The organism is [Bacillus] caldolyticus, from assembly GCF_003595605.1.
Lineage (GTDB): Bacteria > Bacillota > Bacilli > Bacillales > Anoxybacillaceae > Geobacillus > Geobacillus thermoleovorans.
On sequence record NZ_CP025074.1, the window covers coordinates 2,838,062 to 2,862,352 of the forward strand.

General features: G+C 54.7%; 24 protein-coding genes and 1 riboswitch. Of the genes, 21 read left to right on the forward strand and 3 right to left on the reverse strand.

Annotation, left to right across the window (positions count from 1 at the left end):
* Window positions 1–65: 65 nt before the first annotated feature.
* Window positions 66–989 carry a helix-turn-helix transcriptional regulator gene (locus CWI35_RS14725; protein ID WP_015375574.1) on the reverse strand — a complete coding sequence of 308 codons (924 nt, stop codon included), beginning with the start codon at window positions 987–989 and terminating at the stop codon, window positions 66–68.
* Between the two features lie 245 nt (window positions 990–1,234).
* On the opposite strand from CWI35_RS14725, the gene modA reads away from it, so the two are divergent.
* The 4 genes from modA to CWI35_RS14745 all read left to right on the forward strand — a co-directional run bounded on the left by modA (window position 1,235) and on the right by CWI35_RS14745 (window position 3,423).
* Window positions 1,235–2,026 carry a molybdate ABC transporter substrate-binding protein gene (gene modA / locus CWI35_RS14730; RefSeq protein WP_020756292.1) on the forward strand — a complete coding sequence of 264 codons (792 nt, stop codon included), beginning with the start codon at window positions 1,235–1,237 and terminating at the stop codon, window positions 2,024–2,026.
* A 150-nt stretch (window positions 2,027–2,176) separates the two neighbouring features.
* Window positions 2,177–2,239: riboswitch (Fluoride riboswitch) on the forward strand.
* Window positions 2,240–2,285: 46 nt separating this feature from the next.
* Window positions 2,286–2,675 carry a fluoride efflux transporter FluC gene (locus CWI35_RS14735; protein ID WP_119877888.1) on the forward strand — a complete coding sequence of 130 codons (390 nt, stop codon included), beginning with the start codon at window positions 2,286–2,288 and terminating at the stop codon, window positions 2,673–2,675.
* Window positions 2,675–3,025 (forward strand): fluoride efflux transporter CrcB, encoded by a 351-nt coding sequence (gene crcB / locus CWI35_RS14740; RefSeq protein WP_033006429.1) that lies wholly within the window; start codon window positions 2,675–2,677, stop codon window positions 3,023–3,025. Before CWI35_RS14735 ends, crcB begins: the two co-directional genes overlap by 1 nt.
* Window positions 3,026–3,111: 86 nt before the next feature.
* On the forward strand, window positions 3,112–3,423 hold the full coding sequence (locus tag CWI35_RS14745; protein WP_025038947.1) for a contact-dependent growth inhibition system immunity protein: 312 nt from the start codon (window positions 3,112–3,114) through the stop codon (window positions 3,421–3,423).
* A 129-nt stretch (window positions 3,424–3,552) separates the two neighbouring features.
* Here the strand turns inward: CWI35_RS14745 and CWI35_RS14750 are convergent, their stop codons facing one another.
* Entirely contained in the window at window positions 3,553–4,833 is a 1,281-nt protein-coding gene (locus CWI35_RS14750) for an alkaline phosphatase (protein WP_047758138.1), read from the reverse strand.
* A gap of 279 nt (window positions 4,834–5,112) precedes the next feature.
* On the opposite strand from CWI35_RS14750, the gene CWI35_RS14755 reads away from it, so the two are divergent.
* The 3 genes from CWI35_RS14755 to CWI35_RS14765 all read left to right on the forward strand — a co-directional run bounded on the left by CWI35_RS14755 (window position 5,113) and on the right by CWI35_RS14765 (window position 9,637).
* Entirely contained in the window at window positions 5,113–5,565 is a 453-nt protein-coding gene (locus CWI35_RS14755) for a MarR family winged helix-turn-helix transcriptional regulator (protein ID WP_119877889.1), read from the forward strand.
* Window positions 5,562–8,726: an MMPL family transporter gene (locus CWI35_RS14760; RefSeq protein WP_119877890.1), complete on the forward strand. Its 3,165-nt coding sequence runs from the start codon at window positions 5,562–5,564 to the stop codon at window positions 8,724–8,726. The genes CWI35_RS14755 and CWI35_RS14760 overlap by 4 nt, the downstream gene beginning before the upstream one ends.
* A gap of 245 nt (window positions 8,727–8,971) precedes the next feature.
* Complete coding sequence (locus CWI35_RS14765; protein ID WP_119877891.1) at window positions 8,972–9,637, forward strand: type 1 glutamine amidotransferase domain-containing protein; 666 nt, start codon at window positions 8,972–8,974, stop codon at window positions 9,635–9,637.
* A 277-nt stretch (window positions 9,638–9,914) separates the two neighbouring features.
* On the opposite strand, the gene rnhC is transcribed toward CWI35_RS14765, so the two are convergent.
* The gene (rnhC, locus tag CWI35_RS14770) at window positions 9,915–10,844 is read right to left on the reverse strand and encodes a ribonuclease HIII (RefSeq protein ID WP_119877892.1); all 930 of its coding nucleotides are present in this window, start codon (window positions 10,842–10,844) and stop codon (window positions 9,915–9,917) included.
* Window positions 10,845–10,955: 111 nt separating this feature from the next.
* Here rnhC and zapA point away from each other — a divergent pair, with 111 nt between their 5' ends.
* From zapA to ssuC, 14 genes are all read left to right on the forward strand, one after another.
* Complete coding sequence (zapA, locus tag CWI35_RS14775; RefSeq protein WP_015375564.1) at window positions 10,956–11,231, forward strand: cell division protein ZapA; 276 nt, start codon at window positions 10,956–10,958, stop codon at window positions 11,229–11,231.
* Window positions 11,224–11,763: a CvpA family protein gene (locus CWI35_RS14780; RefSeq protein ID WP_020755584.1), complete on the forward strand. Its 540-nt coding sequence runs from the start codon at window positions 11,224–11,226 to the stop codon at window positions 11,761–11,763. The genes zapA and CWI35_RS14780 overlap by 8 nt, the downstream gene beginning before the upstream one ends.
* A 41-nt stretch (window positions 11,764–11,804) precedes the next feature.
* Window positions 11,805–13,529 carry a DNA polymerase/3'-5' exonuclease PolX gene (polX, locus tag CWI35_RS14785; protein WP_119877893.1) on the forward strand — a complete coding sequence of 575 codons (1,725 nt, stop codon included), beginning with the start codon at window positions 11,805–11,807 and terminating at the stop codon, window positions 13,527–13,529.
* Window positions 13,530–13,549: 20 nt separating this feature from the next.
* Entirely contained in the window at window positions 13,550–15,904 is a 2,355-nt protein-coding gene (locus CWI35_RS14790) for an endonuclease MutS2 (protein WP_346426314.1), read from the forward strand.
* Between the two features lie 14 nt (window positions 15,905–15,918).
* Complete coding sequence (locus tag CWI35_RS14795) at window positions 15,919–16,326, forward strand: DUF350 domain-containing protein (RefSeq protein WP_015375560.1); 408 nt, start codon at window positions 15,919–15,921, stop codon at window positions 16,324–16,326.
* A gap of 13 nt (window positions 16,327–16,339) precedes the next feature.
* The gene (locus CWI35_RS18335; protein ID WP_011232165.1) at window positions 16,340–16,504 is read left to right on the forward strand and encodes a hypothetical protein; all 165 of its coding nucleotides are present in this window, start codon (window positions 16,340–16,342) and stop codon (window positions 16,502–16,504) included.
* Between the two features lie 77 nt (window positions 16,505–16,581).
* Window positions 16,582–18,282: a long-chain-fatty-acid--CoA ligase gene (locus CWI35_RS14800; protein ID WP_119877895.1), complete on the forward strand. Its 1,701-nt coding sequence runs from the start codon at window positions 16,582–16,584 to the stop codon at window positions 18,280–18,282.
* A gap of 59 nt (window positions 18,283–18,341) precedes the next feature.
* On the forward strand, window positions 18,342–18,929 hold the full coding sequence (locus CWI35_RS14805) for a fatty acid metabolism transcriptional regulator FadR (protein WP_011232163.1): 588 nt from the start codon (window positions 18,342–18,344) through the stop codon (window positions 18,927–18,929).
* A gap of 25 nt (window positions 18,930–18,954) precedes the next feature.
* Window positions 18,955–19,728: an enoyl-CoA hydratase gene (locus CWI35_RS14810; RefSeq protein ID WP_119877896.1), complete on the forward strand. Its 774-nt coding sequence runs from the start codon at window positions 18,955–18,957 to the stop codon at window positions 19,726–19,728.
* A 65-nt stretch (window positions 19,729–19,793) separates the two neighbouring features.
* Window positions 19,794–20,570, forward strand: a complete 777-nt coding sequence (locus CWI35_RS14815; protein ID WP_033012308.1) for an electron transfer flavoprotein subunit beta/FixA family protein — start codon at window positions 19,794–19,796, stop codon at window positions 20,568–20,570.
* A 65-nt stretch (window positions 20,571–20,635) separates the two neighbouring features.
* Entirely contained in the window at window positions 20,636–21,613 is a 978-nt protein-coding gene (locus CWI35_RS14820; protein ID WP_119877897.1) for an electron transfer flavoprotein subunit alpha/FixB family protein, read from the forward strand.
* Between the two features lie 151 nt (window positions 21,614–21,764).
* Window positions 21,765–22,079 carry a thioredoxin gene (gene trxA, locus CWI35_RS14825; RefSeq protein WP_014196485.1) on the forward strand — a complete coding sequence of 105 codons (315 nt, stop codon included), beginning with the start codon at window positions 21,765–21,767 and terminating at the stop codon, window positions 22,077–22,079.
* A 247-nt stretch (window positions 22,080–22,326) separates the two neighbouring features.
* The gene (locus tag CWI35_RS14830) at window positions 22,327–23,325 is read left to right on the forward strand and encodes a sulfonate ABC transporter substrate-binding protein (protein WP_014196483.1); all 999 of its coding nucleotides are present in this window, start codon (window positions 22,327–22,329) and stop codon (window positions 23,323–23,325) included.
* 150 nt (window positions 23,326–23,475) lie between these two features.
* Window positions 23,476–24,261, forward strand: a complete 786-nt coding sequence (gene ssuC / locus CWI35_RS14835) for an aliphatic sulfonate ABC transporter permease SsuC (RefSeq protein WP_014196482.1) — start codon at window positions 23,476–23,478, stop codon at window positions 24,259–24,261.
* The last annotated feature ends 30 nt before the right edge of the window (window positions 24,262–24,291 follow it).

Here is a 24,291-nt window from a genome sequence, read left to right on the forward strand (position 1 = left end):
TTGATGAGAGCTCGTTTCCAAACGGATTCAGAAAACGAAGGATGCCAACAAAGGCGGATGCCCTGTCAGCCGCGTTCAGCCATAATGCGCCCGGTTTGCGACACATCGTACCCGCCGAGCGCTTCGAGTTCGGCGCGGAACGAATCGGAGCGGAGCACGTCGAGCACGGAAGCGATGAGCGATTCATTCTCCGGCGTCCGCAGCATGACGACATCATACTGTTCGTTCATTAGCGGAATGAACTCGACGCCGGCCATTCGCGCCACCTTTTCCGTGCCGATGCCGACATCGGCGAGACCTGACGCCACCGCGGAGGCGACGCTCAAATGGCTTGTTTCCTCGCGTTCATAGCCGCGAATGGCGGACGGCGACAATCCATGCAGGCGCAGCTGTTCATCTAACAGGACGCGCGCCCCGGCCCCTTTCTCCCGATTGACGATCACGACGTCGCTCCTTCCTAAGTCGTGCCACGTTTGAATGCTGCGAGGATTGCCTTTTGACACATAAAATCCAATCGGCCGGCGCATGACGTTCACCATGATGTACGCATGGCCTGTCAACAGCTTTTCCACATACGGACGGTTGTACTCGCCTGTCTGCCCGTCAAACAAATGCACGCTGACGATGTCGCATTGCCCTTTATACAGGGCGATCAGCCCATTGAGGCTGCTCGTGTAGGTGCGGAGCGATTGATAAGGGCCGTTTTTTTCCAGATGGACGCCAAGCAAATCGAGCGCCGCATCTTGGCCGCTGATGATGATGGGGCGAACGGCGGCTTCGACCGGCCGTGAAACGGCGGAAGAAACGGGACTTGTCTCCCCTTTTTGCCCGTCGATGTACCGGCGAAGATCATCCGCGGTAATCCGCATTTGCCGCCCGACGCGAAAGGCGGGCAGCTTCCCTTTTTTCACTAAATCGTACACCGTTAGTTTGGACACTTTTAATAAGGAAGCGATTTCTTCAATCGTGTATGACTGCGGCTCCGTCATCATGCCATCCTCCTTTCTTTCATTGTAGCGCAAAGAACGCATGGGGAAAAATTTTTCTTTCCTAACTACTTATTATTATTTATAATTATATAAGTTGCAATTTTGTTTTACATGGCATTGTTCGCTCTTCTTGTCACCGTGCCAGCTTGTTAGGTGATAAAGTAAAGACGGGACATGGAGGTCGGAAATTCTTTATTACAACCTATATAGATATCATTACATATAAAAAGATAAGGGGGAGACAGATGCGAAAAATCGCATGGCTTGCCGCATTGCTCTTGCTGTTCGGCTTGTATGGCTGCGACAGCGGCTCAAAAGAGGGGAAGGGGCAAACGAAACCGGCGGATAAAGTGGAGCTCACCGTCTCCGCCGCCGCCAGTCTGCAAGAAGCGCTGGAAGAAGCGAAAACGGCGTTTGAACGAAAGCATCCGAACATCCGCATCCAATACAATTTCGGTGCGTCGGGCGCCTTGCAAAAGCAAATTTCCGAAGGGGCGCCGGTCGATCTTTTCTTTTCGGCGGCCGCTGTGCCGTTTGAAAAATTGAAAGCAGAAGGGTTGATCGATTCCAAACACGAAAAAACAGTGCTGGCGAACGAACTCGTCCTCATTGCGCCAAAACAAGGGGAAGGAGCGGTTCAGTCGCTCGATGACATCATCCGCGCCAAACGGATCGCCATCGGCATCCCCGAATCGGTGCCGGCCGGTATGTACGCGAAACAAACATTGGAGAAGGCGGGGCTGTGGGAGAAGGTGGCACCGAAGCTCGTGTACGCGAAAGACGTTCGCCAAGTGTTGACGTATGTGGAAACCGGCAACGTCGACGCCGGATTTGTGTACCGGACGGACGCGCTCGCCTCGGAGAACGTCAATATCGTCGCTGCAGTGCCAAGCGGCATGCACGACCCGATCGTCTATCCGCTTGGTGTCGTCAAGACGAGCAAACATCTCAAGGAGGCGCAACAGTTTTACTCGTATTTGACAAGCGGTCCAGCGTTGCAAATGTTCGAAGAGCACGGATTTCGCCGCGCCCGCTAGAAGACTGGTGGGCGAGTAAAAATACCGCTGAATCCTGTCTTTTCTCAACTAGAGAAGCCTAGCACAATCAGCCTTCTTTTTTGGCAAAATGCCGCCTGTTTGCTGTCCTTCACATGGGAAGGGGACATATGGTAAAATAACAAACAAGAAAACGTTATAGGCGATGGAGTTCGCCATAACCGCCGGCTTCCGGCTGATGACTCCTGCTGCAAATGAAAAGCGGCAGGAGTCTGTTTATTTTACGAAGGAGGGATGGTTATTGGTCTATCTCGCCGTCGGCGCAGCCGGCATGATCGGCGCGCTTGTCCGCTATGTCGTTGGTCTTGTCGTGCCCGCTGCCTGGTTGGGAGGGGTTCCGCTCGGAACGCTTTTGGTGAACTGGACCGGCTCGTTTTTGCTCAGCTGGTTCACCGTGGTGTTCACCCGCCGCCCGTCTTGGCCGCCGTGGCTGAAAACAGCGGCGACGACCGGGTTCATCGGCTCGTATACGACGTTTTCGACGCTCAGCGTCGAATGTGTGGAATGGATGGAACAAGGGCGCTTTGGCATGGCGGCCGTGTATATCGCCGCCAGCCTGTTCGGCGGCCTAGCCGCCGCATGGGCGGGATATGTTGCCGCCCATCCAAAGCGAAAGGAGGAAATAGCATGATGACCGCACCGCTATTGGTGATGATGGGGGGTTTTTTTGGCGCCATCTGCCGTTATGCCGTCAGCCGATGGGCGGCTCGGCGTTCGCCGCGTTTTCCCATAGGGACGCTCATTGTCAACTTGCTTGGGTCCTTTTTGCTTGGCTGGCTCGCCGGAAGCGGCGCCGCCGATGCGACGAAGCTGCTTGTCGGCACCGGCTTCATGGGCGCGTTCACGACGTTTTCGACGTTGAAATGGGAAAGCGTGCAAATGATGCAGCAGCGCCAATGGGCGAAGGTGGTCGTTTATTTGGCGGCTACGTATTCGTGTGGCGTGTGGCTCGCGTGGCTTGGCTATCGCGTGGGGCGGTGATGAGCGGCAATGAAAAACGGGCTTGATTTCTGATCGGGGGGGGAGAAAAGAGATTGCGATTTGTTGAGCCAGGGGAGGAGACTAGAATGGCGAGGGCAAGAGTGGAAGAGAGATTCAAGACATTGCGATACTTTATCGATGGCTACTATAACCAATCGATCGATGATGAGTTTGATGGTCGGATTCGCGATTTTCGCGATTATGAACCGAAATGTTTGGTCAACGCATTGCGGAGAGAGTTGGTTGATTTGCGAACAGTCGTCGCCCAAGCCGACAAGGAAACCTTTAAAAAAGTTGAAGTCTTTTTGCATGATAATCGTTTACGGTATATTGAATTCGAGGATGGCGAAGCGTTCATTGAGCGTGTCTTGCGCATTCTTGATGAAACGTCTTTTTGATGATGAAAAACCATTTTTTCACTTGTCTTTGGGCAATCCAGGTCAATGAATCAAAACCGATTCCCCGCAAACGATTCGTTCGCGGGGAATCGGAGATCGATGAAGGACAACGACCGAAACACGGATGCGTTATCTTTTGCTTTTTCCAAACAATAATTCTTCAAGAATATCATGAATGCGTGTATTCTCGTACACGCCGGTGAACCGCTCCGCCCCCGGGCCCATGGCGGTCAGCGGCACATCGGCGGCGGTGTGGCCCGTTGTCGTCCAGTCGAGGGCGAACGTTTGCGAAGAACCAGCGATGGCAAACGGGCCGTCTTCGCCGGAAATCGTCTTGCCGTCTCCCGACTCATCGGCGCCGCCCGGCGTTTCGATCGTCAAGCCGCCGCATTCATGGTCGGCGAGCACGAGGACGAGCGTATCCCGATGGCGCTTGGCGTATTGCTTCGCTACAGCGACCGCTTCGTCAAGCTGCTGGCCCGCTTTAAGCATGAGCGATCCGTTGTTTTCATGGCTCATTTCATCAATGGCTTCTTCTTCGACCACGAGGAAAAAGCCTTTTTTGTTTTGCGACAGCACATCCAACGCTTTTTTCGTCATATCAGGCAGCGGCACGACGGGATTGTACACATCCCCTTCCCCTTCCGGTCGCTGCTGGAACATTTCCTCATTGGCAAACAGCCCGAGCAGCTTGCGGCCGGACGCTTGTTTCAGCTCATCGGCGGTGCGGACGTACGTGTAGCCCAATTGTTTCGCCCGTTCAACCAAGTTGCCTTGCGTGCCTTTGCTTCCTTCTTCCGGATCTTCGGCTGGATGGTCGGGGTAATAGCCAGGATTTCCATCAGGGTACCAGTAATCCTCCCCGCCGCCCAAAATGACGTCCACTTTCGTTTGTTCAATGTATTGCTTGGCGATGTCGCTTTGCGCCGAACGACTGGCGGTGTGGGCGGCAAACGCGGCCGGTGTGGCGTCCGTCACTTGGGCGGTCGTGACAAGCCCTGTTGCCTTGCCGGCTTTTTTCGCTTGTTCCAAAATCGTTTCCACTGGTTTCCCTTGTCGATCAACGGAAATGGCGCCGTTGTATGTTTTCACGCCTGAGGCGATGGCAGTCGCCGCCGCGGCGGAGTCGGTAATGAATGATTTCGCGTCGGCAGAGTTCGTATGGACGAGGCCGCTGTACGGCATGCTGTCCATTTCCAATTCCCCGCTCAATCCTTTTGTAGCGAGGCGAATGGCGTTGCGATGCGCGGTGCCCATGCCATCGCCGACAAAAAGGATGACATTTTTCACTTCAGGCGGCTTCGATTGTTTCGTTGGGGCGGCCCATGCAGCTTGACTAGCATGATAAAGCGTCAGTCCGGCGCTCAGCCCGGCAATGAGCAAAGCGGTGCGGCGTTTCGATCGGAACATCGTTCTCCTCTCCTTTTTCAGATGATTTGGTCACTTTTATCGTACAAGCTGGATGTTAAGCGTTCGTGAAGGCCGTGTAATCATTTTGAAAACATTTCCTTTGTTTCGGAATGGGAGGACAGACTCGATGTTCTTTTGCTCACATTTCTCGTTGACTTTTTCTTTTTTCCTTGGTATCGTTACTAACAGTTCAATCATTGAACTAAATAAAAAAAGCCGCCGTCCCGAGGGAGATGTTTGGACAAATTGTTCAATTGTTGAACAAATGGAGGTGAAGGAATGCCGGAACGAAACATCGACGAATGGATCGACCGCTATTTGTCCGTGTCGTTTCTCGTGATGAAACGCGGCGCGGCGCTTGTCAAAGACAGCCTTTGCGAAGAGATGACGCATGACCAATATTATTTGCTTCGCTACATCCGCCGGCGGGGGACGTGCACGTCAACGGAGCTCGCGGCGATGTTCGGGGTGAACAAAAGCGCGGTGACGGCGATGACGAACCGCCTTGTCGACAAAGGCTGGCTGCGCCGCGACCGTGACGAGAACGACCGGCGCGTCATCGTCTTATCGCTGACAGAGCACGGGGAAGCATGGGTGAAGGAGATGGACCGGAGCGTCTATCGGCTCGTCGAAGAAGTAATCGCCCGCTTTCCGGAAGAAGAAATTGAAGCGTTCATCCGCACGTATGAGCGGCTGGCCCACGTGCTGCAGGAGGTGGAAGAGGCGACATGAAAGCGATCATCAAAGGAAAATGGCTCGTACTTGCGGCATGGATCGCCATTGCGGCCGTGCTCATGGCGACGGCGCCGAACATGGGCGATCTTGTCCGCGAGAAAGGGCAGTTGAGCGTGCCTGACGGCTACTCGTCGTCATTGGCGGCAAAGCTGATCAAAGAGGCGAACAGCCAGGAAAACAAACAAAACGAACGCTCCGCGGTGCTTGTCTTTTACCAAAAAGGCGGGTTGACGGCGGATGACAAAAAAGAGATTGAACGGGCGGTAAACGCGCTCGAAAAGAAAAAAGAGGAGCTTCATGTCACGAACATCGTCTCGCCGTTTGCCAACCCGAAGCTCGAAAAAGAACTCATCTCCAAAGACGGGACGACGATGCTCATTTCCATCACCATCGATCCGGCCGGCCGGACGGCGAAACAGCTGACGGATGCTTTATATAAAGCCGTCAGCGGCGTCAAAGTCGAGCATTATTTCACCGGCGGCTGGATGATCGATGAAGATGTGGTGGCAAGCTCACAGGCAGGCGTGAAAAAAACGGAAGGGATCACCGTCGTTTTTATTTTAATCGTCTTGCTCGCCGTGTTCCGTTCGCCGGTAGCGCCGCTCATTCCGCTGCTTGTGGTCGGGGCGACGTATGTCGTTTCGCAGTCAGTCGTGGCGTTTTTGGTCGATCAGGTCAACTTTCCGTTGTCGACGTTTACGCAGACGTTTTTAGTCGCCGTGTTGTTCGGCATTGGGACCGACTATTGCATTTTGCTGCTGAGCCGGTTTAAAGAAGAACTGGCGAAGCGCGGCGATCGGGTGGAAGCGATCGTCGCCACGTACCGGACGGCTGGGAAAACGGTGGCGGCAAGCGGCATTGCCGTCATGATCGGCTTTGCGGCGATCGGGTTGTCGACGTTTAAGCTGTACCAATCGGCGGCGGCCGTCGCCGTTGGGGTGGCGGTCTTGCTTGCCGCCTTGATGACGCTCGTGCCGTTTTTCATGGCAGTGCTTGGCGAGAAGCTGTTTTGGCCGGTGCGCGGGAAGCTTGAGCACGGGCAAAGCCGGCTTTGGCTCGCCGCCGGTCGCTTTGCCTTCGCCCGTCCGCTTCTGGCGCTGGCGATTGTTGGGATTGTGACGGTGCCGGTGCTCGCGACATACAACGGCAAGCTGTCGTTTGACTCCATGGAAGAGATTGGCGATCATTACCGTTCGGTCAAAGCATTTCGCATCATCGCCGATCATTTCAATCCGGGAGATGCCATGCCGACGCAGGTGGTGGTAAAAAGCAAAGAGCCACTTGATTCGGAAGAAGGGCTGGCGTTGATAGAGAAAATGAGCCGCGAGATCGAAAAAGTTGATGGCGTGGCAAGCGTCCGCTCGGCGACGCGTCCGACCGGAGAGCCGATTCAGGAGCTGTATGTCACCGAACAAGCGAAACAGCTCAAAGACGGCCTCGGCGCCGGCAAAGAGGGGATTGAGAAAATCGGCGCCGGACTTGAGACGGCAAGCGAAAAATTGTCCTCGTCCGCGCCGCAGCTCAAGCAGGCGTCATCCGGCATCGGCCAGCTCGTCTCTGGAACGGAGCGGCTTGAAGACGGTCTGCGCCAGCTGCAAACCGGTCTCAGTCAAATTGAACAAGGCGTGCGCCGGGGAGCGATGGGCGCCGGTGAGCTGAAAAACGGCTTAGTGACGCTTCGCGACAATGCGAAAAAGCTGCAGGAAGGCGCCACGCAGCTGCTTGACGGCTACAAGCAGGCGGAACAAGGACTGTCGGCGCTAAGCGGCCAGTACCGGCAAATCGAAGCGGGATTAAAAGCTGTCGCCGCTCAGCTTGCCGCCGTGCAGACGATGCTCGGGCAAGTCGAACAGTCGCATCCGGAACTCCGTCAAGATGGGCAATACCAACAAGCGAAAATGACGGTTGCCGCCTTGTCCGGCCAGACGAAACAAATGGCGGACGGCCTCACGCAATTGAACGGGGCGCTTGAGCAGGCGCGCGCCGGTTTGGCGAAAGCGAACGAATCGTTCGCCCAACTCGCGGCTGGTCAAGCGGCGGTCAACGGCGGCTTGGATCAAGTCATTGCCGGGCTTAGTGAGCTCGAAGCCGGATTGACGAAAGCGGCCGACGGCCAGAAACAGGCGGTTGACAAATTGCCGCAATTCTCCCGAGGGCTTGAGCAAGTGAACGGCGGCCAGCGCCAATTGCTTGAGCATTTCTCCGCGCTTGGCGGCCAGCTCGGCCAGCTTGTAAATGGCTTGGACCAAAGCGCGTCTGGGCTGCATAAAGTGGCGGACGGCCTCGGAACGGCGGAAACGTATTTAGCCGATTTATCATCGGCCCCGGAGAAAGACATGGCCGGCTGGCACATGCCGAAAGAGGCGCGCGAAAGCCAAGACTTTGCGCAGGCGAAAGACGCGTATATGTCGAAAGACCGGCGCATCGTGACGTTCGATGTCATTTTAAAAGAAAATCCGTATTCGACATCGGCGCTCGGCCGCATGGATGACATTCGCGCCGCCGCCGAACGGGCAGTGAAAGGAACGAAATGGGAAGACGCGACGATCGCTGTCGGCGGCGTCACAAGCACGTACGCCGATTTGCAGGCGATCTCAAACGCCGACTATAAACGGACGGCCGTGCTGATGTTGATCGGCATCGCCATCGTGCTCGCAGTGCTCCTTCGTTCGCTTATCATGCCGCTCTATTTGATCTTGTCGCTCGTGTTGACATATTACACATCGATGGCCGTCACCGAACTCATTTTCGTCAACGGCCTCGGCTATGCCGGCTTGAACTGGGCGGTGTCGTTCTTCGCCTTTGTGCTGCTGTTGGCGCTCGGCATCGACTACAGCATTTTCCTTATGGACCGGTTCAACGAATACCGCGGTCGGCCGGTGAAGGAAGCGATGCTGTCGGCGATGGGCCATATGGGGACGGTCATCATCTCGGCCGCCGTCATTTTAGGCGGAACGTTCGCCGCGATGTATCCGTCCGGCGTCTTGTCGCTCTTGCAAATCGCGACGATTGTGCTGACGGGGCTTCTGCTTTACGCCCTCGTCGTTCTGCCGCTGTTTGTGCCGGTCATGGTCCGCACGTTCGGCCGCGCGAACTGGTGGCCGTTTCGGCAGCTGGCAAGCGAGACAACCGGACTGGAACAACAAAAAATTAGTTAAGAAGGCGGGCCATCGCTGCTTCCCAAGATCTAGGAAGCGGCGTTCTTTTTTAGGGAGAACGGAAAGGATGCCGACCTTCTAATCAAGAGAATGTACGTTCTGTTCGTGTTGCTTGATCATCTTCCAGTGATTCATTCCCCTCAATCATGATTCTATTTCACGAGCATATTTTTTCCGTTTTTGCCCAATGTAAAGGTATGATGAGTGATAGAGAACATTCCAGAACCTAAAGGAGGAATGACGCCATGACGAAACGAGTGCTCATGGTGGTGACGAACCATACGACGATCACCGACGACCATAAAACCGGGCTTTGGCTTGAGGAGTTTGCCGTACCGTATTTGGTATTTAAAGAAAAAGGGTATGACGTGAAAGTGGCGAGCATTCAAGGCGGCGAGGTGCCGCTTGACCCGCGCAGCATCAATGAAAAAGACCCGTCTTGGGCGGAGGCGGAAGCAGTGCTGAAGAACACAACACGTTTAAGCAAGGACGATGCACACGGGTTTGACGCCATTTTCCTTCCCGGTGGACACGGGACGATGTTCGATTTTCCCGACAATGAAACGCTGCAATACGTCTTGCAGCAGTTTGCCGAAGAGGGCCGGATCATCGCCGCTGTCTGCCACGGTCCGTCGGGATTGGTGAACGCAACGTACAAAGACGGCACGCCGATTGTGAAAGGAAAAACGGTCACGTCATTTACGGATGAAGAAGAGCGCGAAGTCGGGCTTGATGTGCATATGCCGTTTTTGCTCGAGTCGACGTTGCGCCTGCGCGGTGCGAATTTCGTCCGCGGCGAGAAATGGACCGATTTCTCGGTGCGCGACGGCAACTTGATCACCGGGCAAAATCCGCAATCGAGCCGAAGCACGGCGGAAAAAGTCGTCGCCGCGCTGGAAGAGCGGGCGTGAGTAATATCGGCTGAACTTGTGACAAGACGCTGCTTTTTTGGCGCGTCTTGTTTTTTTGCACGATTTTCTGGCCGTTGTCCGGAAATGAATCCCGGTCAGTCAAGAGTTTGTTGAGAACTCTTCTCGGCTCACCACGCATGTTGTCGACCACCAGTTAGCAAACCATCTGTAAACCGAAACAGGTGAAAAGGACGGAAAACGGTGGCGTTTCGCTGCTGCGGGCCGACCTTTGCAACGGAGCCAACGCTGCCGTTTCCCATGGGGGTGATGGAAACCACTACCGGCGTTTGGCGATGTCCAGCGCCTTTTTTGTATTGGCGAAATGAAGCTTGGCGCATGTCTCAAGCGCTTCCGCCCCCCGCGCGCGGATGATGTTGGCCGCGGCTTCATCGACAATGGCGCCGGCGCCTTTTGGAAGCAGGAGGCCGACGGCGCGGGATAATTGCTCCATCTCCTCTAAAAACACATAGCGGGCGATGATCGAGGCGGCGGCGACTGATACGTGGACACTTTCCGCCTTGGGAAGGCAGTGCACCCGCTCGCGGATAATGCGATCTTCATCGGAAAGGTAACGGAAATACGAATCCCGTTTTAAAAATTCGTCGATGATGATTGCTTCTGGTTCGGCGGGCGCGATGGCGTCAACGAGTTTCACGAGCGTCCGGTTGTGAAGGAGCGCTTTCATTTTCGTCTGCGGCATGCCGCTTCGCTGCCAGCGGTTGTATTCGGCATTGTCCAACACGGTGACCGCATGCGGCACGGTTTCCATGATGGCGGGGGCGATCCGTTTGATTGCCTCATCGTTCAATTGTTTCGAATCTTTCACGCCAAGCGCCGCGATTTTGGCGATATGCGGCCGATCCACGTAGGCGGCGGCGACGACGATCGGGCCGAAATAATCGCCGGTGCCGACTTCATCGGAACCGATGGCGGAAAGAGACCCGAGTTGATGAGCTGCCAAAGCGGACGGCTGGTGGTCAGCTGTTTCGTTTGAGGCGCTCGCCCCTGATATCCATTTCGCTGCTTCTTGCTCCGCCGCTTTCCCTTGAAACAGCACTTTGCCTGAGCGGTAGGCGGTGATGACGACATCCGGGCGCTTGACGGCAAACAACGCTCCAGCCGGAAGCCGGTCGGATAAGGCGTCTTGGTAGTGGGCGCGCAAGGCGTCAAGCAGCTGTTGGTCGGCTTGAATCACATAGTTTGACAACGTTCGATCGCTCCTTTATCTTCTCTATCGTTGCTGTGTGTCGCTTCTTTCCATTATACCAGCGTTCATGATATGATAAACAGTAGGATTTGGCGAAATGGGGGAGAAAGCTTGACAGAACAGCCAAAAACGCGGGTGAGCGTCCGCATCTATGGACAAGACTACACGATCGTCGGCGCGGAAAGCCCGGCCCACATCCGGCTCGTGGCGGCGTTCGTTGACGATAAAATGCATGAATTCAGTGAGAAAAATCCGCTGCTCGATGTGCCGAAGCTGGCCGTGTTGACGGCCGTCAACATCGCCAGTGAATATCTCAAACTAAAAGAAGAATATCAACGGCTGGCGGAACAGCTGAAACAGGAAAAGGACGGGAAACAGGATGATTGATGTCGTGCTGTTGTTTGTCCTGTTGCTGGGGGCGATGATCGGGCTGAAGCGCGGCTTTATTCTCCAATTCATTCATATGGCCGGGTTTTTCATTGCCTTTTACGTCGCTTACCGGTATTATGAACGGTTGGTGCCGACATTGCGCCTTTGGATTCCATATCCGACGTTCGGCGATCCGGAGACGATGAAGCTGCTGTTTCAGAGCACCCATTTAGACGATGCCTATTATCGGGCGATTTCCTTTGCACTTTTATTTTTTGTGGTGAAAATCGTGCTTCAAATCGTCGGCTCGATGCTCGATTTCGTCGCCCAGCTGCCGCTGTTGCGCAGCGTCAACCGCTTGGCCGGGGCGGCGCTCGGATTTGCGGAAGTGTATTTGCTTGTCTTTTTGCTTTTGTATATCGGTGCGCTCGTGCCGATTGACAGCGTCCAAGAACAGCTGCAGCGTTCGCTCATGGCGACCGTGATTGTGAAACATACGCCGGTGTTGTCGGAGATGCTTGGCAACTGGTGGATTCATGGCCGCGTTTGACGGAGCGCGGCCGCGGTTTTTCGGGAAAGGGAGGGACGGGGATGAGCGTCCATAAAAAAGAGGTCATCCGCCTGCTTGAAACGATCGCACTGTATATGGAGATCAAAGGAGAAAATCCATTTAAGGTCAACGCCTTCCGCAAAGCGGCGAACGCCTTGGAAACGGATGAGCGGAGCCTCGCGGAAATTGGCGATTTCACCGCCATTCCCGGCATCGGCAAAAGCACAGCGGCGATCATCACCGAATTTATCAAGAGCGGCTCGTCGTCGGTGCTGAATGAACTAAAACGCGATGTTCCGGAGACGCTGCTCGCCTTGCTCAAACTGCCGGGGCTTGGCGGCAAAAAAATCGCCAAGCTGCATCAGGAGCTTGGCATTGTCGATATGGACGGATTGAAAGAAGCGTGCTTGGCTGGAAAAGTGCGCGCGCTTGCCGGTTTTGGCGCGAAAACGGAAGAAAAGCTGCTTGCGGCCATTGAAAAGGCAGGCAAACGCCCCGAGCGGCTGCCGCTCGCCCGGGTGCTCGCGATCGCGGCGGACATGGAACGCCAGCTCGCTTGTCTTGATGGCGTGATTCGCTTCTCGCGGGCCGGCAGCTTGCGGCGCTTGAACGAAACGGTGAAAGATTTGGATTATGTCATCGCTACCGATCGTCCGGCCGAGGTGCGCGACGGGCTGCTCGGCTTTGAGCGCATCCGCGAAGTGCTCGCCGCTGGGGAGACGAAAGTGTCGCTTCTTTTTCAGTATGATGATGAAATTGCGGCTGATTTCCGTCTCGTCGGCGAGGACGAGTTTGCGACCGCGCTTCACCATTTTACCGGATCGAAGGACCATAATGTGCGCATGCGCCAGCTCGCCAAAGAGCGCGGGGAGAAAATCAGCGAATATGGCGTGGAAGACCAAGCGACAGGCAAGGTGAAAACGTTCCCCGATGAATCGGCGTTTTACGCCCATTTCGGGCTGCCGTACATTCCGCCGGAGCTGCGTGAAGATGGCACGGAAGTCGATCGATATTCTTCTGATGATCCACTTGTCCATTTTGACGATATCCAAGGCGACTTGCATATGCATTCGGCATGGAGCGACGGCGCGTGTTCGCTCGAGGAGCTCGCCGAAGCGTGCCGCCGCCGCGGCTATCGGTATATCGCCATTACCGACCATTCGCACTATTTGAAAGTCGCCAACGGCTTGACCCCGGATCGGTTGCGGCGCCAGCGCGAGGAAATTGAGCGGCTGAACGCGCGCTATTCGGATTTTACGATTTTGGCCGGCATTGAGATGGATATTTTGCCGGACGGGACGCTCGATTACGACGATGACGTGCTCAAGGAGCTTGATTTTGTCATCGCCGCCATTCACTCTGCGTTCAAACAGCCGCGCGAGACGATCATGAAACGGCTTGAGGCGGCGCTTCGCCACCCGTACGTCGATGTCATTGCTCATCCGACCGGAAGGCTGATCGGCCAGCGCGACGGCTATGACGTCGATATCGAGCGGCTCATCGAGCTGGCGGCGGAGACGAACACGGTGCTTGAGTTAAACGCCAACCCAAACCGGCTCGACTTGTCGGCGGCCTACGTGAAAAAAGCCCAGGAAGCGGGGGTGTACATTGCCATCAACACGGACGCCCACCATTTGGACATGCTCGAGGATATGGCGATCGGCGTAGCGACGGCAAGAAAAGGTTGGATCCATAAGGAAACGGTCATCAACACATGGCCGCTTGAAAAGCTGCAACAGTTTTTGCACGACAAACGAAAGAAATGAATCAGCTGGGGGTCAGATACGTGCAACCAAAAGTGCTTCACACCTTGGAGTTTGATAAAGTGAAAGAGCAGTTGGCTGAGCATGCGTCCTCGCCGCTCGGTTTGGAAAAAATCGACGCTCTCATGCCGTCTTCTGACTGGGAGGAGGTGGCCGCTTGGCTTGACGAAACGGATGAAGCCGCCGCTGTTTTGCGGCTTGCTGGCTATGTGCCGCTTGACGGAGTAGTCGACATCCGTCCGCATCTCAAGCGGGCGGCGATCGGCGGCACGCTCAGCCCGCAAGAGCTGCTTGAAGTGGCGGCCACCTCGGCCGCAAGCCGGCAAATGAAGCGGCTGATCGCGGGTCTCTATGACGAGCATGGCGGACTTGAGCGGCTTTTCCGTTATGCGGACACATTGGCTGAAGCGCCGGAACTCGAGCATGACGTTCGCCGCTCGATCGATGACCATGGCGAAGTGCTGGATGCCGCAAGCGACCGCCTCCGCTCGCTGCGCGGGCAAATTCGGTCAGTGGAAGCGCGCATCCGCGAGAAACTTGAGAGCATCATCCGCTCGCCGTCGGCGCAAAAGCGGCTGTCGGACGCCATCATTACGATCCGCAATGACCGATATGTCATCCCGGTGAAACAAGAGTATCGCGGCGCCTACGGCGGCATCGTCCACGACCAGTCGGCGTCCGGGGCGACGCTGTTTATTGAACCGCAGGCGGTCGTCGAGTTGAACAATGCGCTCCGCGAAGCGCGGGCGAAAGAAAAGCAAGAAATCGAACGCATTTTGCGCGAACTTTCGGCAAAAGTCGCTGAGCAGGCCGAGCCGCTTGCGCGGACGGTCGAAGCGCTCGCGGCGCTTGATTTTGCGTTCGCCAAGGCGAAATACGCCCGCCGGTTGCAAGCCGCGAAGCCAGCGGTCAATAGCCGAGGCTATCTTCGTTTTTTGCAGGCACGCCATCCGCTGCTGGATCAAGAAAAGGCGGTGCCCAATGATATTGAATTGGGCGGCGACTATACGACGATCGTCATCACCGGGCCGAACACCGGCGGAAAAACGGTGACGTTAAAAACGATCGGCTTGTTGACGCTCATGGCGCAAGCGGGGCTGTTCATCCCGGCGGCCGACGGATCGGAAGCAGCGGTGTTCCGTTCCGTTTTCGCCGATATTGGCGACGAGCAGTCGATCGAACAAAGCTTGAGCACGTTCTCGTCCCATATGGTCAATATCGTTGACATTTTGCGCCATGTCGATGGTGAAAGCCTTGTGCTGTTTGACGAGCTTGGGGCTGGCACCGATCCGCAGGAAGGGGCGGCGCTCGCGATCGCCATCTTGGATGAAGTGCACGGGCGCGGGTCGCGGACGGTGGCGACGACGCATTATCCCGAATTGAAAGCGTACGGCTACAACCGCCCCGGTGTCGTGAATGCGAGCGTCGAGTTTGACACCGAAACGCTCCGCCCGACGTATAAACTGTTGATCGGCATCCCCGGCCGCAGCAACGCCTTTGATATTTCGCGCCGCCTTGGGCTTGATGAACGCATCATCGAGCGGGCGAAAGCGCAAGTGAGCGCGGAAAGCCATAACGTCGAAAACATGATCGCGTCGCTTGAACGGAGCAAAAAGCAAGCGGAGGAAGAGGAAGCGCGGGCGCGCGCGGCGCTGGAGGAGGCTGAGCGTCTGCGCGCCGAATGGGAACAAAAATGGGAAGAGCTCGAAGAAGAAAAAGCGGAGCGGCTGGCGGAAGCAACGCAAAAAGCAGCCGACATCATCCGCGCCGCGGAACGCGAAGCCGAGCGGATCATTCAAGAGCTGCGCCGCTTGCAAAAAGAAAAGCAGGCGGAAGTGAAAGAGCATGAGCTCGTCGAGGCGAAAAAGCGGCTCGCTGCCGCTATGCCGAAAGTGGAGAAGCGGAAAAAGGCGAAAAAGGCTGCTTCACGCCATGTGTTCCAGCCGGGTGATGAAGTGAAGGTGACGAGCCTCAACCAAAAAGGCTATTTGATCGAAAAAGTGTCGGACGACGAATGGCAAGTGCAGCTCGGCATTTTAAAAATGAAAATCCGTGAACGCGATTTGGAGTATATCGGCAGCGCGCCGGCGAAAGAAGTGACGCCGATTGCGACCGTGAAAGGCAAGGACGCCCATGTGAGCCTCGAGCTTGACTTGCGCGGCGAACGGTACGAAGACGCTCTCCTTCGGCTTGAGAAGTACTTGGATGATGCTGTGCTCGCCGGCTATGCGCGCGTTTCGATCATCCACGGCAAAGGGACGGGCGCGCTCCGCCAAGGAGTGCAGCAGTTTTTAAAGCAGCATCGGGCGGTGAAAAGCTTCCGGTTCGGAGAGGCGAATGAAGGCGGCACCGGGGTGACGATCGTGGAACTGAAATGATGGGGGCGATGGCAATGGCGTCGTTTTGGGAGCACGACATGGTGAAAACGGCGGCCAATTTCAGCGTCGCCGTGTTGTGCATCGTCGTCTTTTTAGCCGTATTTGAATTGGTGACGAAGTACAAAAACTGGGAAGAGATTCGCAAAGGCAATGTGGCGGTGGCGATGGCAACCGGCGGGAAAATTTTCGGCATCGCCAACATTTTTCGCTATGCGCTCGCCCGCCATGAGTCGCTGCCGTCGATGATTGGCTGGGGGCTGTACGGGTTTTTGCTTCTGCTGGCCGCGTACTTTATTTACGAATTTTTGACGCCGAAATTCAATATTGATGACGAAATTGCCAATGACAACCGGGCCGTCGGCTTGATTTCTATGGTGATTTCCGTCGGCTTGTCGTTTGTCATCGGCGAAGGCATTCAGTAAAGGGGAACAACGAATGAACGCAGTAGTGAAATGGTTGTTGATTGCGGTCGGGCTGTTTTTGATCGCCGGCATCGTCTATATGGCCGTGCGCAACCGATCGGTCGATGTGCTGGCGAAAATCTTGTTTGTCATTTGCGCGTGCTTTTTCTTCGTTGGTTTGGTGTACTGGTTTTGGTGACGTCTCGCTCAGGCGAGGCGTTTTTTTGATGAAAAATTAGAAAAAGTAAAATAAAATAGAAGTAAGGGGGGATTGGGATGGAAAAACCGTGGCTCGCTCACTACCCGCCGGAGATTCCGCATACGCTCGACTATCCAAAGAAAACGCTTTCCGACTATTTGCGGGAGACGGCGGAACAATTCGGAGACCATGAGGCGATCGACTTTTTCGGAAAGACGATGACGTTTCGCGAGCTGTACGAGCAAGCATTGACATTCGCGCATTATTTGCGGACGATCGGATTGAAAAAAGGGGATCGGGTGGCGGTGATGCTGCCGAACTGCCCGCAGGCCGTCATCAGCTACTATGGGACGCTCCTAGCCGGCGGCATCGTCGTGCAGACGAATCCGCTTTACACCGAGTATGAGCTTGAATACCAGCTGAACGACAGCGGCGCCTCGGTGCTCGTGACGATGGATCTTCTGTATCCAAAGGCGGAAAAGGTGAAAGGGAGGACGCCAGTCAAACATTGGATTGTCACGAGAATGCAAGATTATTTGCCCACGGTGAAGAAATGGCTGTATCCGCTTGTGCAGCGGAAGCAAAACATGCCCATCGTCCGCATCGAGGAAAGCGAAACCGTTCATATGTTCCGCACGATCGTCAGTCAGAAGGAAACCGCTCCGATCGGGGTGGACATCGATCCGGTGGAAGATGTGGCGCTGCTGCAATATACAGGCGGCACGACGGGACATCCGAAAGCGGCCATGTTGACGCATCGCAACTTGATCGCCAATACGCTCATGTGCGCCCATTGGGTGTATAAATGCGAAAAAGGAAAAGAAACGGTGCTCGGTGTGCTTCCGTTTTTCCACGTGTACGGCATGACGACGGTGATGAATTTGTCCGTGATGATGGCGAGTAAAATGGTGCTGCTCCCGCGCTTTGATGTCAAGCAAACATTAAAAGCAATCGAGCGCACCCGGCCGACGATGTTCCCAGGCGCGCCGACGATGTACATCGCTTTGTTGAACCATCCGGATTTGCCGAAATATGATTTATCCTCGATCAACGTCTGCATCAGCGGCTCCGCTCCGCTGCCGGTCGAGGTGCAGGAGCAGTTTGAACGGGCGACGGGCGGAAAGTTGATTGAAGGCTATGGGTTAACCGAGGCGTCCCCTGTCACCCACAGCAACTTCCTTTGGGACGGGGAGCGGGTGAAAGGAAGCATCGGCGTTCCGTGGCCGGATACGGACGCGAAAATCATTTCCTTGGAAACGGGTGAGGAAGCAAAGCCGGGAGAGCGTGGAGAACTCGTCGTGCGCGGGCCGCAAGTGATGAAAGGCTACTGGAATCGTCCGGAAGAGACCGAGCAAGTGCTGCGCGACGGATGGCTGTACACCGGCGACATTGGCTATATGGATGAGCGCGGCTATTTTTATATCGTCGACCGCAAGAAAGATGTCATTATCGCCGGCGGTTACAACATTTACCCGCGTGAAGTCGAAGAAGCGCTGTACGAGCATCCGAAAGTGCAGGAAGCGGCCGTGATCGGCGTTCCCGATCCGTACCGCGGCGAGACGGTGAAAGCGTTCGTTGTATTAAAGCCGGGGGAAATGTGCAGCGAAGAGGAGCTTGACGCCTTTATGCGCCAGCGCCTGGCTGCTTACAAAGTGCCGCGCATCTACGAGTTCCGCAGCGAATTGCCGAAGACGGCGGTCGGCAAAATTTTGCGCCGCGTGTTGGTGGAAGAGGAGAAAAAGAAGCTTGACAAATCGGCAGAATTGCCCGTAAAATGAAAATATGAATGATGATTCATTCATTTTGTGGATGGAACGTGAGAAAAGGAGAATCCATATTGCGGAGGGAAAAGCCGAAATTTAAGCAAATCATTGACGCTGCCGTCGTCGTCATCGCCGAGCACGGCTACCATCAAGCACAGGTGTCGAAAATCGCCAAGCAGGCCGGTGTCGCCGACGGCACGATCTACCTTTATTTTAAAAACAAAGAGGATATTTTAATTTCGCTTTTTCAGGAAAAGATGGGGGCGTTCATCGAGAAAATTGAACAAGAGACAGAAGGAATTTCAAGCCCCCTAGAGAAATTGTATGTATTGGTGAAAACTCATTTTTCCGCCCTCGCCGCTGATCCGCATATGGCGGTCGTGACGCAGCTTGAGCTGCGCCAGTCGAACAAAGAGCTGCGCCATCGCATCAATGAGGTGCTGAAAGGATATTTGCGGCTCATCGACCGCATCATCATGGAGGGGATGGAAAAAGGGGAGTTTCGCCAAGATTTAGACGTCCGGCTCACTCGGCAAATGATCTTTGGCACCCTGGATGAAACGGTGACGACGTGGGTGATGAACGAGCAAAAGTATGACTTGGCCGCCCTCGCCGATCCGGTGTACGAACTGCTCGTCAAAGGGTGCGCCGCCGGACGTTAGGAAAGGCAGAAAGGGGAGAGGCTTCATGGACTTTTTTCGTTTGGCGAAAGAGGAGTTCGTCGCCGTCGTGACGTTTTCGCGGCCGCCGGCGAACGCCCTTTCATCAGCGGTTTTGAAAGAGCTTTCAACCGTGTTGGACGAGCTCGAGACCGACCCGGACGTGCGCGTCGTGTTGCTTCATGGCGAAGGAAGATTTTTCTCAGCCGGCGCCGATATTAAAGAATTCACGTCCATCGCTTCCGTCGAGGAGGCATCCGGCTTGTCGCGCAACGGCCAACTCGTGATGGAGCGGATCGAACGCTTTTCCAAACCAGTCATTGCGGCAATTCACGGCGCCGCATTAGGCGGTGGGTTGGAGCTGGCTATGAGCTGCCACATTCGTGTGGTGGCGGAAAACGCCAAACTCGGCCTTCCGGAGCTGCAGCTTGGCATCATCCCTGGATTTGCTGGCACGCAGCGGCTTGTGCGCTACGTCGGCTTTGGCAAAGCGGCGGAAATGATGTGGACGAGCGAGCCGATCACCGGACTCGAAGCGGTTGAATGGGGGCTTGCCAACAAGGCGGTGCCGGAAGAGCGGCTTCTTGATGAAGCAAAAGTGTTGGCGAAAAAGATCGCCGCCAAAAGTCCGCTTTCCGTCCGTGCGACGATTGAACTGCTCAACGCCGCGAAGGAAAAATCGTTTGCCGAGGCAGTGCGCGAGGAAGCGGAATGGTTTGGCCGCGTGTTTGTATCCGAGGATGCAAAAGAAGGCGTGCAGGCGTTTTTGGAAAAACGGCCGCCTGTCTTTAAAGGGAAATGATCCCTGTAAATATCTGAATGTTGGAACATGAAACAATGTTCGACCAAACCGAGGAGGGGAACGACATGAACATTTTTGTGTTGATGAAACGGACGTTTGACACAGAGGAAAAAATTTCCATCGTCAACAGCAAGATCAACGAGGAAGGTGCAGAATTCATCATCAACCCGTACGACGAATACGCCATTGAAGAAGCGATTCAAGTGCGCGACAAACACGGCGGCGAAGTGACGGTCGTCACCGTCGGCAGCGAGGAAGCGGAAAAAGAGCTGCGCACGGCGCTCGCCATGGGCTGCGATAAAGCGGTGCTCATCAACATTGACGATGATGTCGAAGAACAAGACCAATATACGACGGCGAAAGTGCTCGCTGAATACTTAAAAGACAAAAACCCGGACTTGATTTTAGCCGGCAACGTCGCCATTGACGGCGGTTCCGGGCAAGTCGGCCCGCGCGTTGCGGAATTGCTCGGCATTCCGTATGTGACGACGATCACGAAGCTCGACATTGCCGACGGCGGCAAAGTGACCGTTGTGCGCGACGTCGAGGGGGATGAGGAAATCATCGAAACGTCGCTGCCGCTCCTTGTCACCGCTCAACAAGGGCTGAATGAACCGCGCTATCCGTCGTTGCCTGGGATCATGAAAGCGAAAAAGAAACCGCTTGAGGAGCTGGAGCTTGACGATTTGGACCTCGAGGAAGATGATGTTGAAGCGAAAACAAAAACGATCGAAGTGTTCTTGCCGCCGAAGCGCGAAGCGGGCAAAATTTTGCAAGGCGAGATCGCCGATCAAGTGAAGGAACTCGTTCAGCTGCTCCGCTCCGAAGCGAAAGTGGTATAAGCGGAAACCGCTGTCGGCGTTCGGATGAAGCACAACGGGGAATCAAAGGATAGGGGGACTGAAACATGGCACGTAAAGTATTGACCTTAGCAGAAGTGCGGGATGGATCGCTGCGGAACGTTTCGTTTGAAGCCATTGCAGTGGCCAAAACGATCGCCGAAGGCGGGGAAGTCGTCTCGGTGCTCGTCGGCGACCAAGTGCAGGCGCATGCGAACGAACTCATTTACCGCGGTGCGGACCGCGTCGTCGTCATCGAACATCCGAATTTGAAATTTTATACATCAGATGGCTATTCGCAAGCGTTAAAAGCCGTGATTGACAAAGAGCAGCCGGAAGGCATCGTCTTCGGCCATACGGCGCTCGGCAAAGACTTGTCGCCGAAATTGGCCATCAAGCTCGACGCCGGCCTCGTTTCCGACGTCGTCGCCGTCGAAGAGGCAGGCGGCAACATCGTCTTTACCCGTCCGATCTACTCCGGCAAAGCGTTTGAAAAGAAAATCGTGACAAGCGGCATCATCTTTGCGACGGTGCGTCCGAACAACATCGCGCCTCTTGAGCGCGACGAGTCGCGCACAGGCAGCGTGGAAGCGCTCGCCGTCGAGATTAAAGACTTGCGCGCAATTGTCAAAGAAGTCGTCCGCAAAACGGCGGAAGGCGTCGACTTGACCGAGGCGAAAGTGATCGTCGCCGGCGGCCGCGGCGTCAAAAGCGCCGAAGGCTTCAAGCCGCTCAAAGAGCTCGCCGAAGTGTTGGGCGGCGCGGTCGGCGCTTCGCGCGGGGCGTGCGATGCCGGCTATTGCGACTACTCGCTGCAAATCGGGCAAACGGGGAAAGTCGTCACGCCGGACCTTTACATCGCTTGCGGCATTTCAGGCGCCATCCAGCATTTAGCGGGGATGTCCAACTCGAAAGTCATCGTCGCCATTAACAAAGACCCGGAAGCCAACATCTTTAAAGTCGCGGACTACGGCATTGTCGGCGATTTGTTCGAAGTCGTTCCGCTCCTCACCGAAGAGTTCAAAAAACTGAAAGTGCATTCGTAATGAACAACACGGGCGGCTGCAGCCGTCCGTTTTTTGATGGATAAATTCCGCGGCAAAAGCGAATAGTAGAAACGAAGCAAAACATTCGCGCCGACATGCATTCCATGGTATACTTTGCTTGCAGCATTCAAGAAGATGGGAGGGAATCCATATGGCGATTGTCAACGCCACTGACCAAACGTTCGCCGCAGAAACGAAAGACGGCCTCACGCTCGTTGACTTTTGGGCGCCATGGTGCGGACCGTGCCGCATGATCGCTCCGGTGCTGGAAGAGCTTGACCGCGAAATGGGCGACAAAGTGAAAATCGTCAAAGTGAATGTCGATGAAAACCAGGAAACAGCGTCGAAGTTCGGCGTCATGAGCATCCCGACGCTGCTCGTGTTCAAAAACGGCGAACTTGTCGATAAAGCGATCGGCTATCAGCCGAAAGAGGCGCTTGCTCAGCTTGTCGGCAAACATGTGTAGTGATGGCATAGGAAAAATCCAGAGGCCTCTTCCTCTGGATTTTTATTTTTTGTTGAAAAATGGTTGACAGATGGCAGATAATTCTTTATATTTATAACCAACAATTCCTAGTGGTTAAGTTTGTTTTACACCTATTATTCATACTTTTCCTGTCTATTTAGTCATAATTAAGAAGGAGATCAAGAATGACGATCACGTACGTGTGTGAAAGCATTGCAAGAAATGAGCAAAGGAGGAAAAAGCGATCATGAAAAACAAAGTATTCTGGAAAACATTGGGCGGAATGTTAGCAGTCACTTTATGGCTGGCGATGGCATCTGGATGCGGAATACATAACGAGCCTGCGAACGCCAAATCATCGTCATCCTCTCCGCCATCTAGCAAAGTCATCCGCATCGGCTATCAAAAATACGGGACACTCAACATGTTAAAAGCGCGTGGTGACTTGGAAAAACGGCTGAAAAAATTAGGCTACACCGTACAATGGGCGTTATTTCCGGGAGGTCCTCAACTGTTGGAAGCGATGAATGCCGGAAGCCTCGATTTTGGCCATACCGGTGAAGCGCCGCCGGTATTTGCTCAAGCGGCTGGTACACCGCTCTTGTATGTAGCGACGTCACCTCCCAATCCTGTGTCCGAGGCCATTTTAGTCAAAAAGGACTCGTCCATTCAGACAGTGGCGGATTTGAAAGGGAAAAAGGTGGCGTTAAACAAAGGATCGAATGTCCATTATTTGCTTGTGCAGGTGCTCAAAAAAGCGGGATTGACACTTTCTGACATTCAGCCGGTCTATTTGCCACCAGCCGATGCTCGCGCTGCATTTGAGCAGGGGAGCGTTGATGCGTGGGCCATTTGGGACCCGTTTTACGCCGCCGCTGAAAAGGGAGGAAAGGCTCGAGTGCTCGCTGACGGCCAAGGATTGGTAGCGAACCGTGAGTTTTTCTTCGCTTCGCGTTCGTTTGCGCAAAATCATGCCGATGTCGTGCATGTCATCTTAGAGGAGCTGAAGAAAGTCGACCAGTGGGCAAACCGCGATCCGAAAGGAGTGGCAAAGTTTTTGGCGCCGGAACTCGGCATTGATGAAGCGGCGCTTGAAGTCGCATCCAAACGCCGGACATATGGCTTGGAACCGATCACAAACGAGGTCATCACCCAGCAGCAAACGATTGCAGATCAATTTCGCCAGCTAGGGTTGTTGCCAAAGAAAATCGATGTAAACGAAGCGGTTTGGCGTGAAGCCAAATGAAGCGGAGACGGAATGGGAAGGGAAAACGGGGGGTGATTCGTGACAAAAAGTCATCGGCTGGCTTCGTTCGCAGCGTCATCCGTCAACAAGGACGCAGGACGGCGGCAGCTTGGATGAGAAACCACACTAGGAATGCGGAGGGGGAACGCGATGAAATCGTCGAGATGGACAGAATGGACTTGGGGGAAGGCGGTGCCATGGGTGTTGCCTGTTGCTCTGCTTGTGGCATGGCAAGCGGCTGTAGAAGCTGGTTGGTTGTCTTCGCGGGTGCTGCCGGCACCGACCGATGTGATCGCTGCTGCTTGGAATCTCGCATCAAAAGGAGAGCTATGGCAGCATTTGTCCATTAGTTTCTGGCGAGCTCTGACTGGATTTGCGATCGGGGGATCAATCGGATTTCTGCTCGGCTTGCTCAACGGGGTGTTTCGTCCGGCGGAACGTTGGTTGGATACATCGATTCAGATGATTCGAAATATTCCGCATTTAGCGATGATTCCACTCGTCATTTTATGGTTTGGCATCGGGGAGGAGGCGAAAGTATTTCTTGTTGCGCTAGGTGTGCTGTTTCCGATGTATGTCAACACATTGCATGGCATCCGCAATGTCGATGCTGGTTTGCTTGAAATGGGGCGCGTCTATGGACTTGGACCATGGCAGCTTTTTTGGCGCATTTGGCTGCCGGGCGCGTTATCGTCGATTTTGGTCGGGCTGCGCTATGCGCTGGGCATTATGTGGTTGACGCTCATCGTCGCGGAAACGATCGCTGCTGACCGCGGCATCGGGTATTTGGCCATGAATGCACGTGAATTTATGCAAACAGATGTCGTTGTGTTCAGTATTTTGCTTTACGCGCTGTTTGGCAAGCTCGCAGACAGCATTGCCCGTTTTTTGGAAAAACGTTGGCTTCGCTGGAATGTCAACTATCAAAATCGGTAACTGACATAAACGGAGTGGGAAAGGAGAGCG

What these genes read in the sequence shown, in the direction of transcription:
- CWI35_RS14725 (WP_015375574.1), bottom strand. Translation starts at nt 989, where the DNA reads ATGACGGAGCCGCAGTCATACACGATTGAAGAAATCGCTTCCTTATTA.
- modA (WP_020756292.1), top strand. Translation starts at nt 1,235, where the DNA reads ATGCGAAAAATCGCATGGCTTGCCGCATTGCTCTTGCTGTTCGGCTTG.
- crcB (WP_033006429.1), top strand. Translation starts at nt 2,675, where the DNA reads ATGACCGCACCGCTATTGGTGATGATGGGGGGTTTTTTTGGCGCCATC.
- CWI35_RS14745 (WP_025038947.1), top strand. Translation starts at nt 3,112, where the DNA reads ATGGCGAGGGCAAGAGTGGAAGAGAGATTCAAGACATTGCGATACTTT.
- CWI35_RS14750 (WP_047758138.1), bottom strand. Translation starts at nt 4,833, where the DNA reads ATGTTCCGATCGAAACGCCGCACCGCTTTGCTCATTGCCGGGCTGAGC.
- CWI35_RS14755 (WP_119877889.1), top strand. Translation starts at nt 5,113, where the DNA reads ATGCCGGAACGAAACATCGACGAATGGATCGACCGCTATTTGTCCGTG.
- CWI35_RS14760 (WP_119877890.1), top strand. Translation starts at nt 5,562, where the DNA reads ATGAAAGCGATCATCAAAGGAAAATGGCTCGTACTTGCGGCATGGATC.
- CWI35_RS14765 (WP_119877891.1), top strand. Translation starts at nt 8,972, where the DNA reads ATGACGAAACGAGTGCTCATGGTGGTGACGAACCATACGACGATCACC.
- CWI35_RS14780 (WP_020755584.1), top strand. Translation starts at nt 11,224, where the DNA reads ATGATTGATGTCGTGCTGTTGTTTGTCCTGTTGCTGGGGGCGATGATC.
- polX (WP_119877893.1), top strand. Translation starts at nt 11,805, where the DNA reads ATGAGCGTCCATAAAAAAGAGGTCATCCGCCTGCTTGAAACGATCGCA.
- CWI35_RS14795 (WP_015375560.1), top strand. Translation starts at nt 15,919, where the DNA reads ATGGCGTCGTTTTGGGAGCACGACATGGTGAAAACGGCGGCCAATTTC.
- CWI35_RS18335 (WP_011232165.1), top strand. Translation starts at nt 16,340, where the DNA reads ATGAACGCAGTAGTGAAATGGTTGTTGATTGCGGTCGGGCTGTTTTTG.
- CWI35_RS14800 (WP_119877895.1), top strand. Translation starts at nt 16,582, where the DNA reads ATGGAAAAACCGTGGCTCGCTCACTACCCGCCGGAGATTCCGCATACG.
- CWI35_RS14810 (WP_119877896.1), top strand. Translation starts at nt 18,955, where the DNA reads ATGGACTTTTTTCGTTTGGCGAAAGAGGAGTTCGTCGCCGTCGTGACG.
- CWI35_RS14815 (WP_033012308.1), top strand. Translation starts at nt 19,794, where the DNA reads ATGAACATTTTTGTGTTGATGAAACGGACGTTTGACACAGAGGAAAAA.
- CWI35_RS14820 (WP_119877897.1), top strand. Translation starts at nt 20,636, where the DNA reads ATGGCACGTAAAGTATTGACCTTAGCAGAAGTGCGGGATGGATCGCTG.
- trxA (WP_014196485.1), top strand. Translation starts at nt 21,765, where the DNA reads ATGGCGATTGTCAACGCCACTGACCAAACGTTCGCCGCAGAAACGAAA.
- CWI35_RS14830 (WP_014196483.1), top strand. Translation starts at nt 22,327, where the DNA reads ATGAAAAACAAAGTATTCTGGAAAACATTGGGCGGAATGTTAGCAGTC.
- ssuC (WP_014196482.1), top strand. Translation starts at nt 23,476, where the DNA reads ATGAAATCGTCGAGATGGACAGAATGGACTTGGGGGAAGGCGGTGCCA.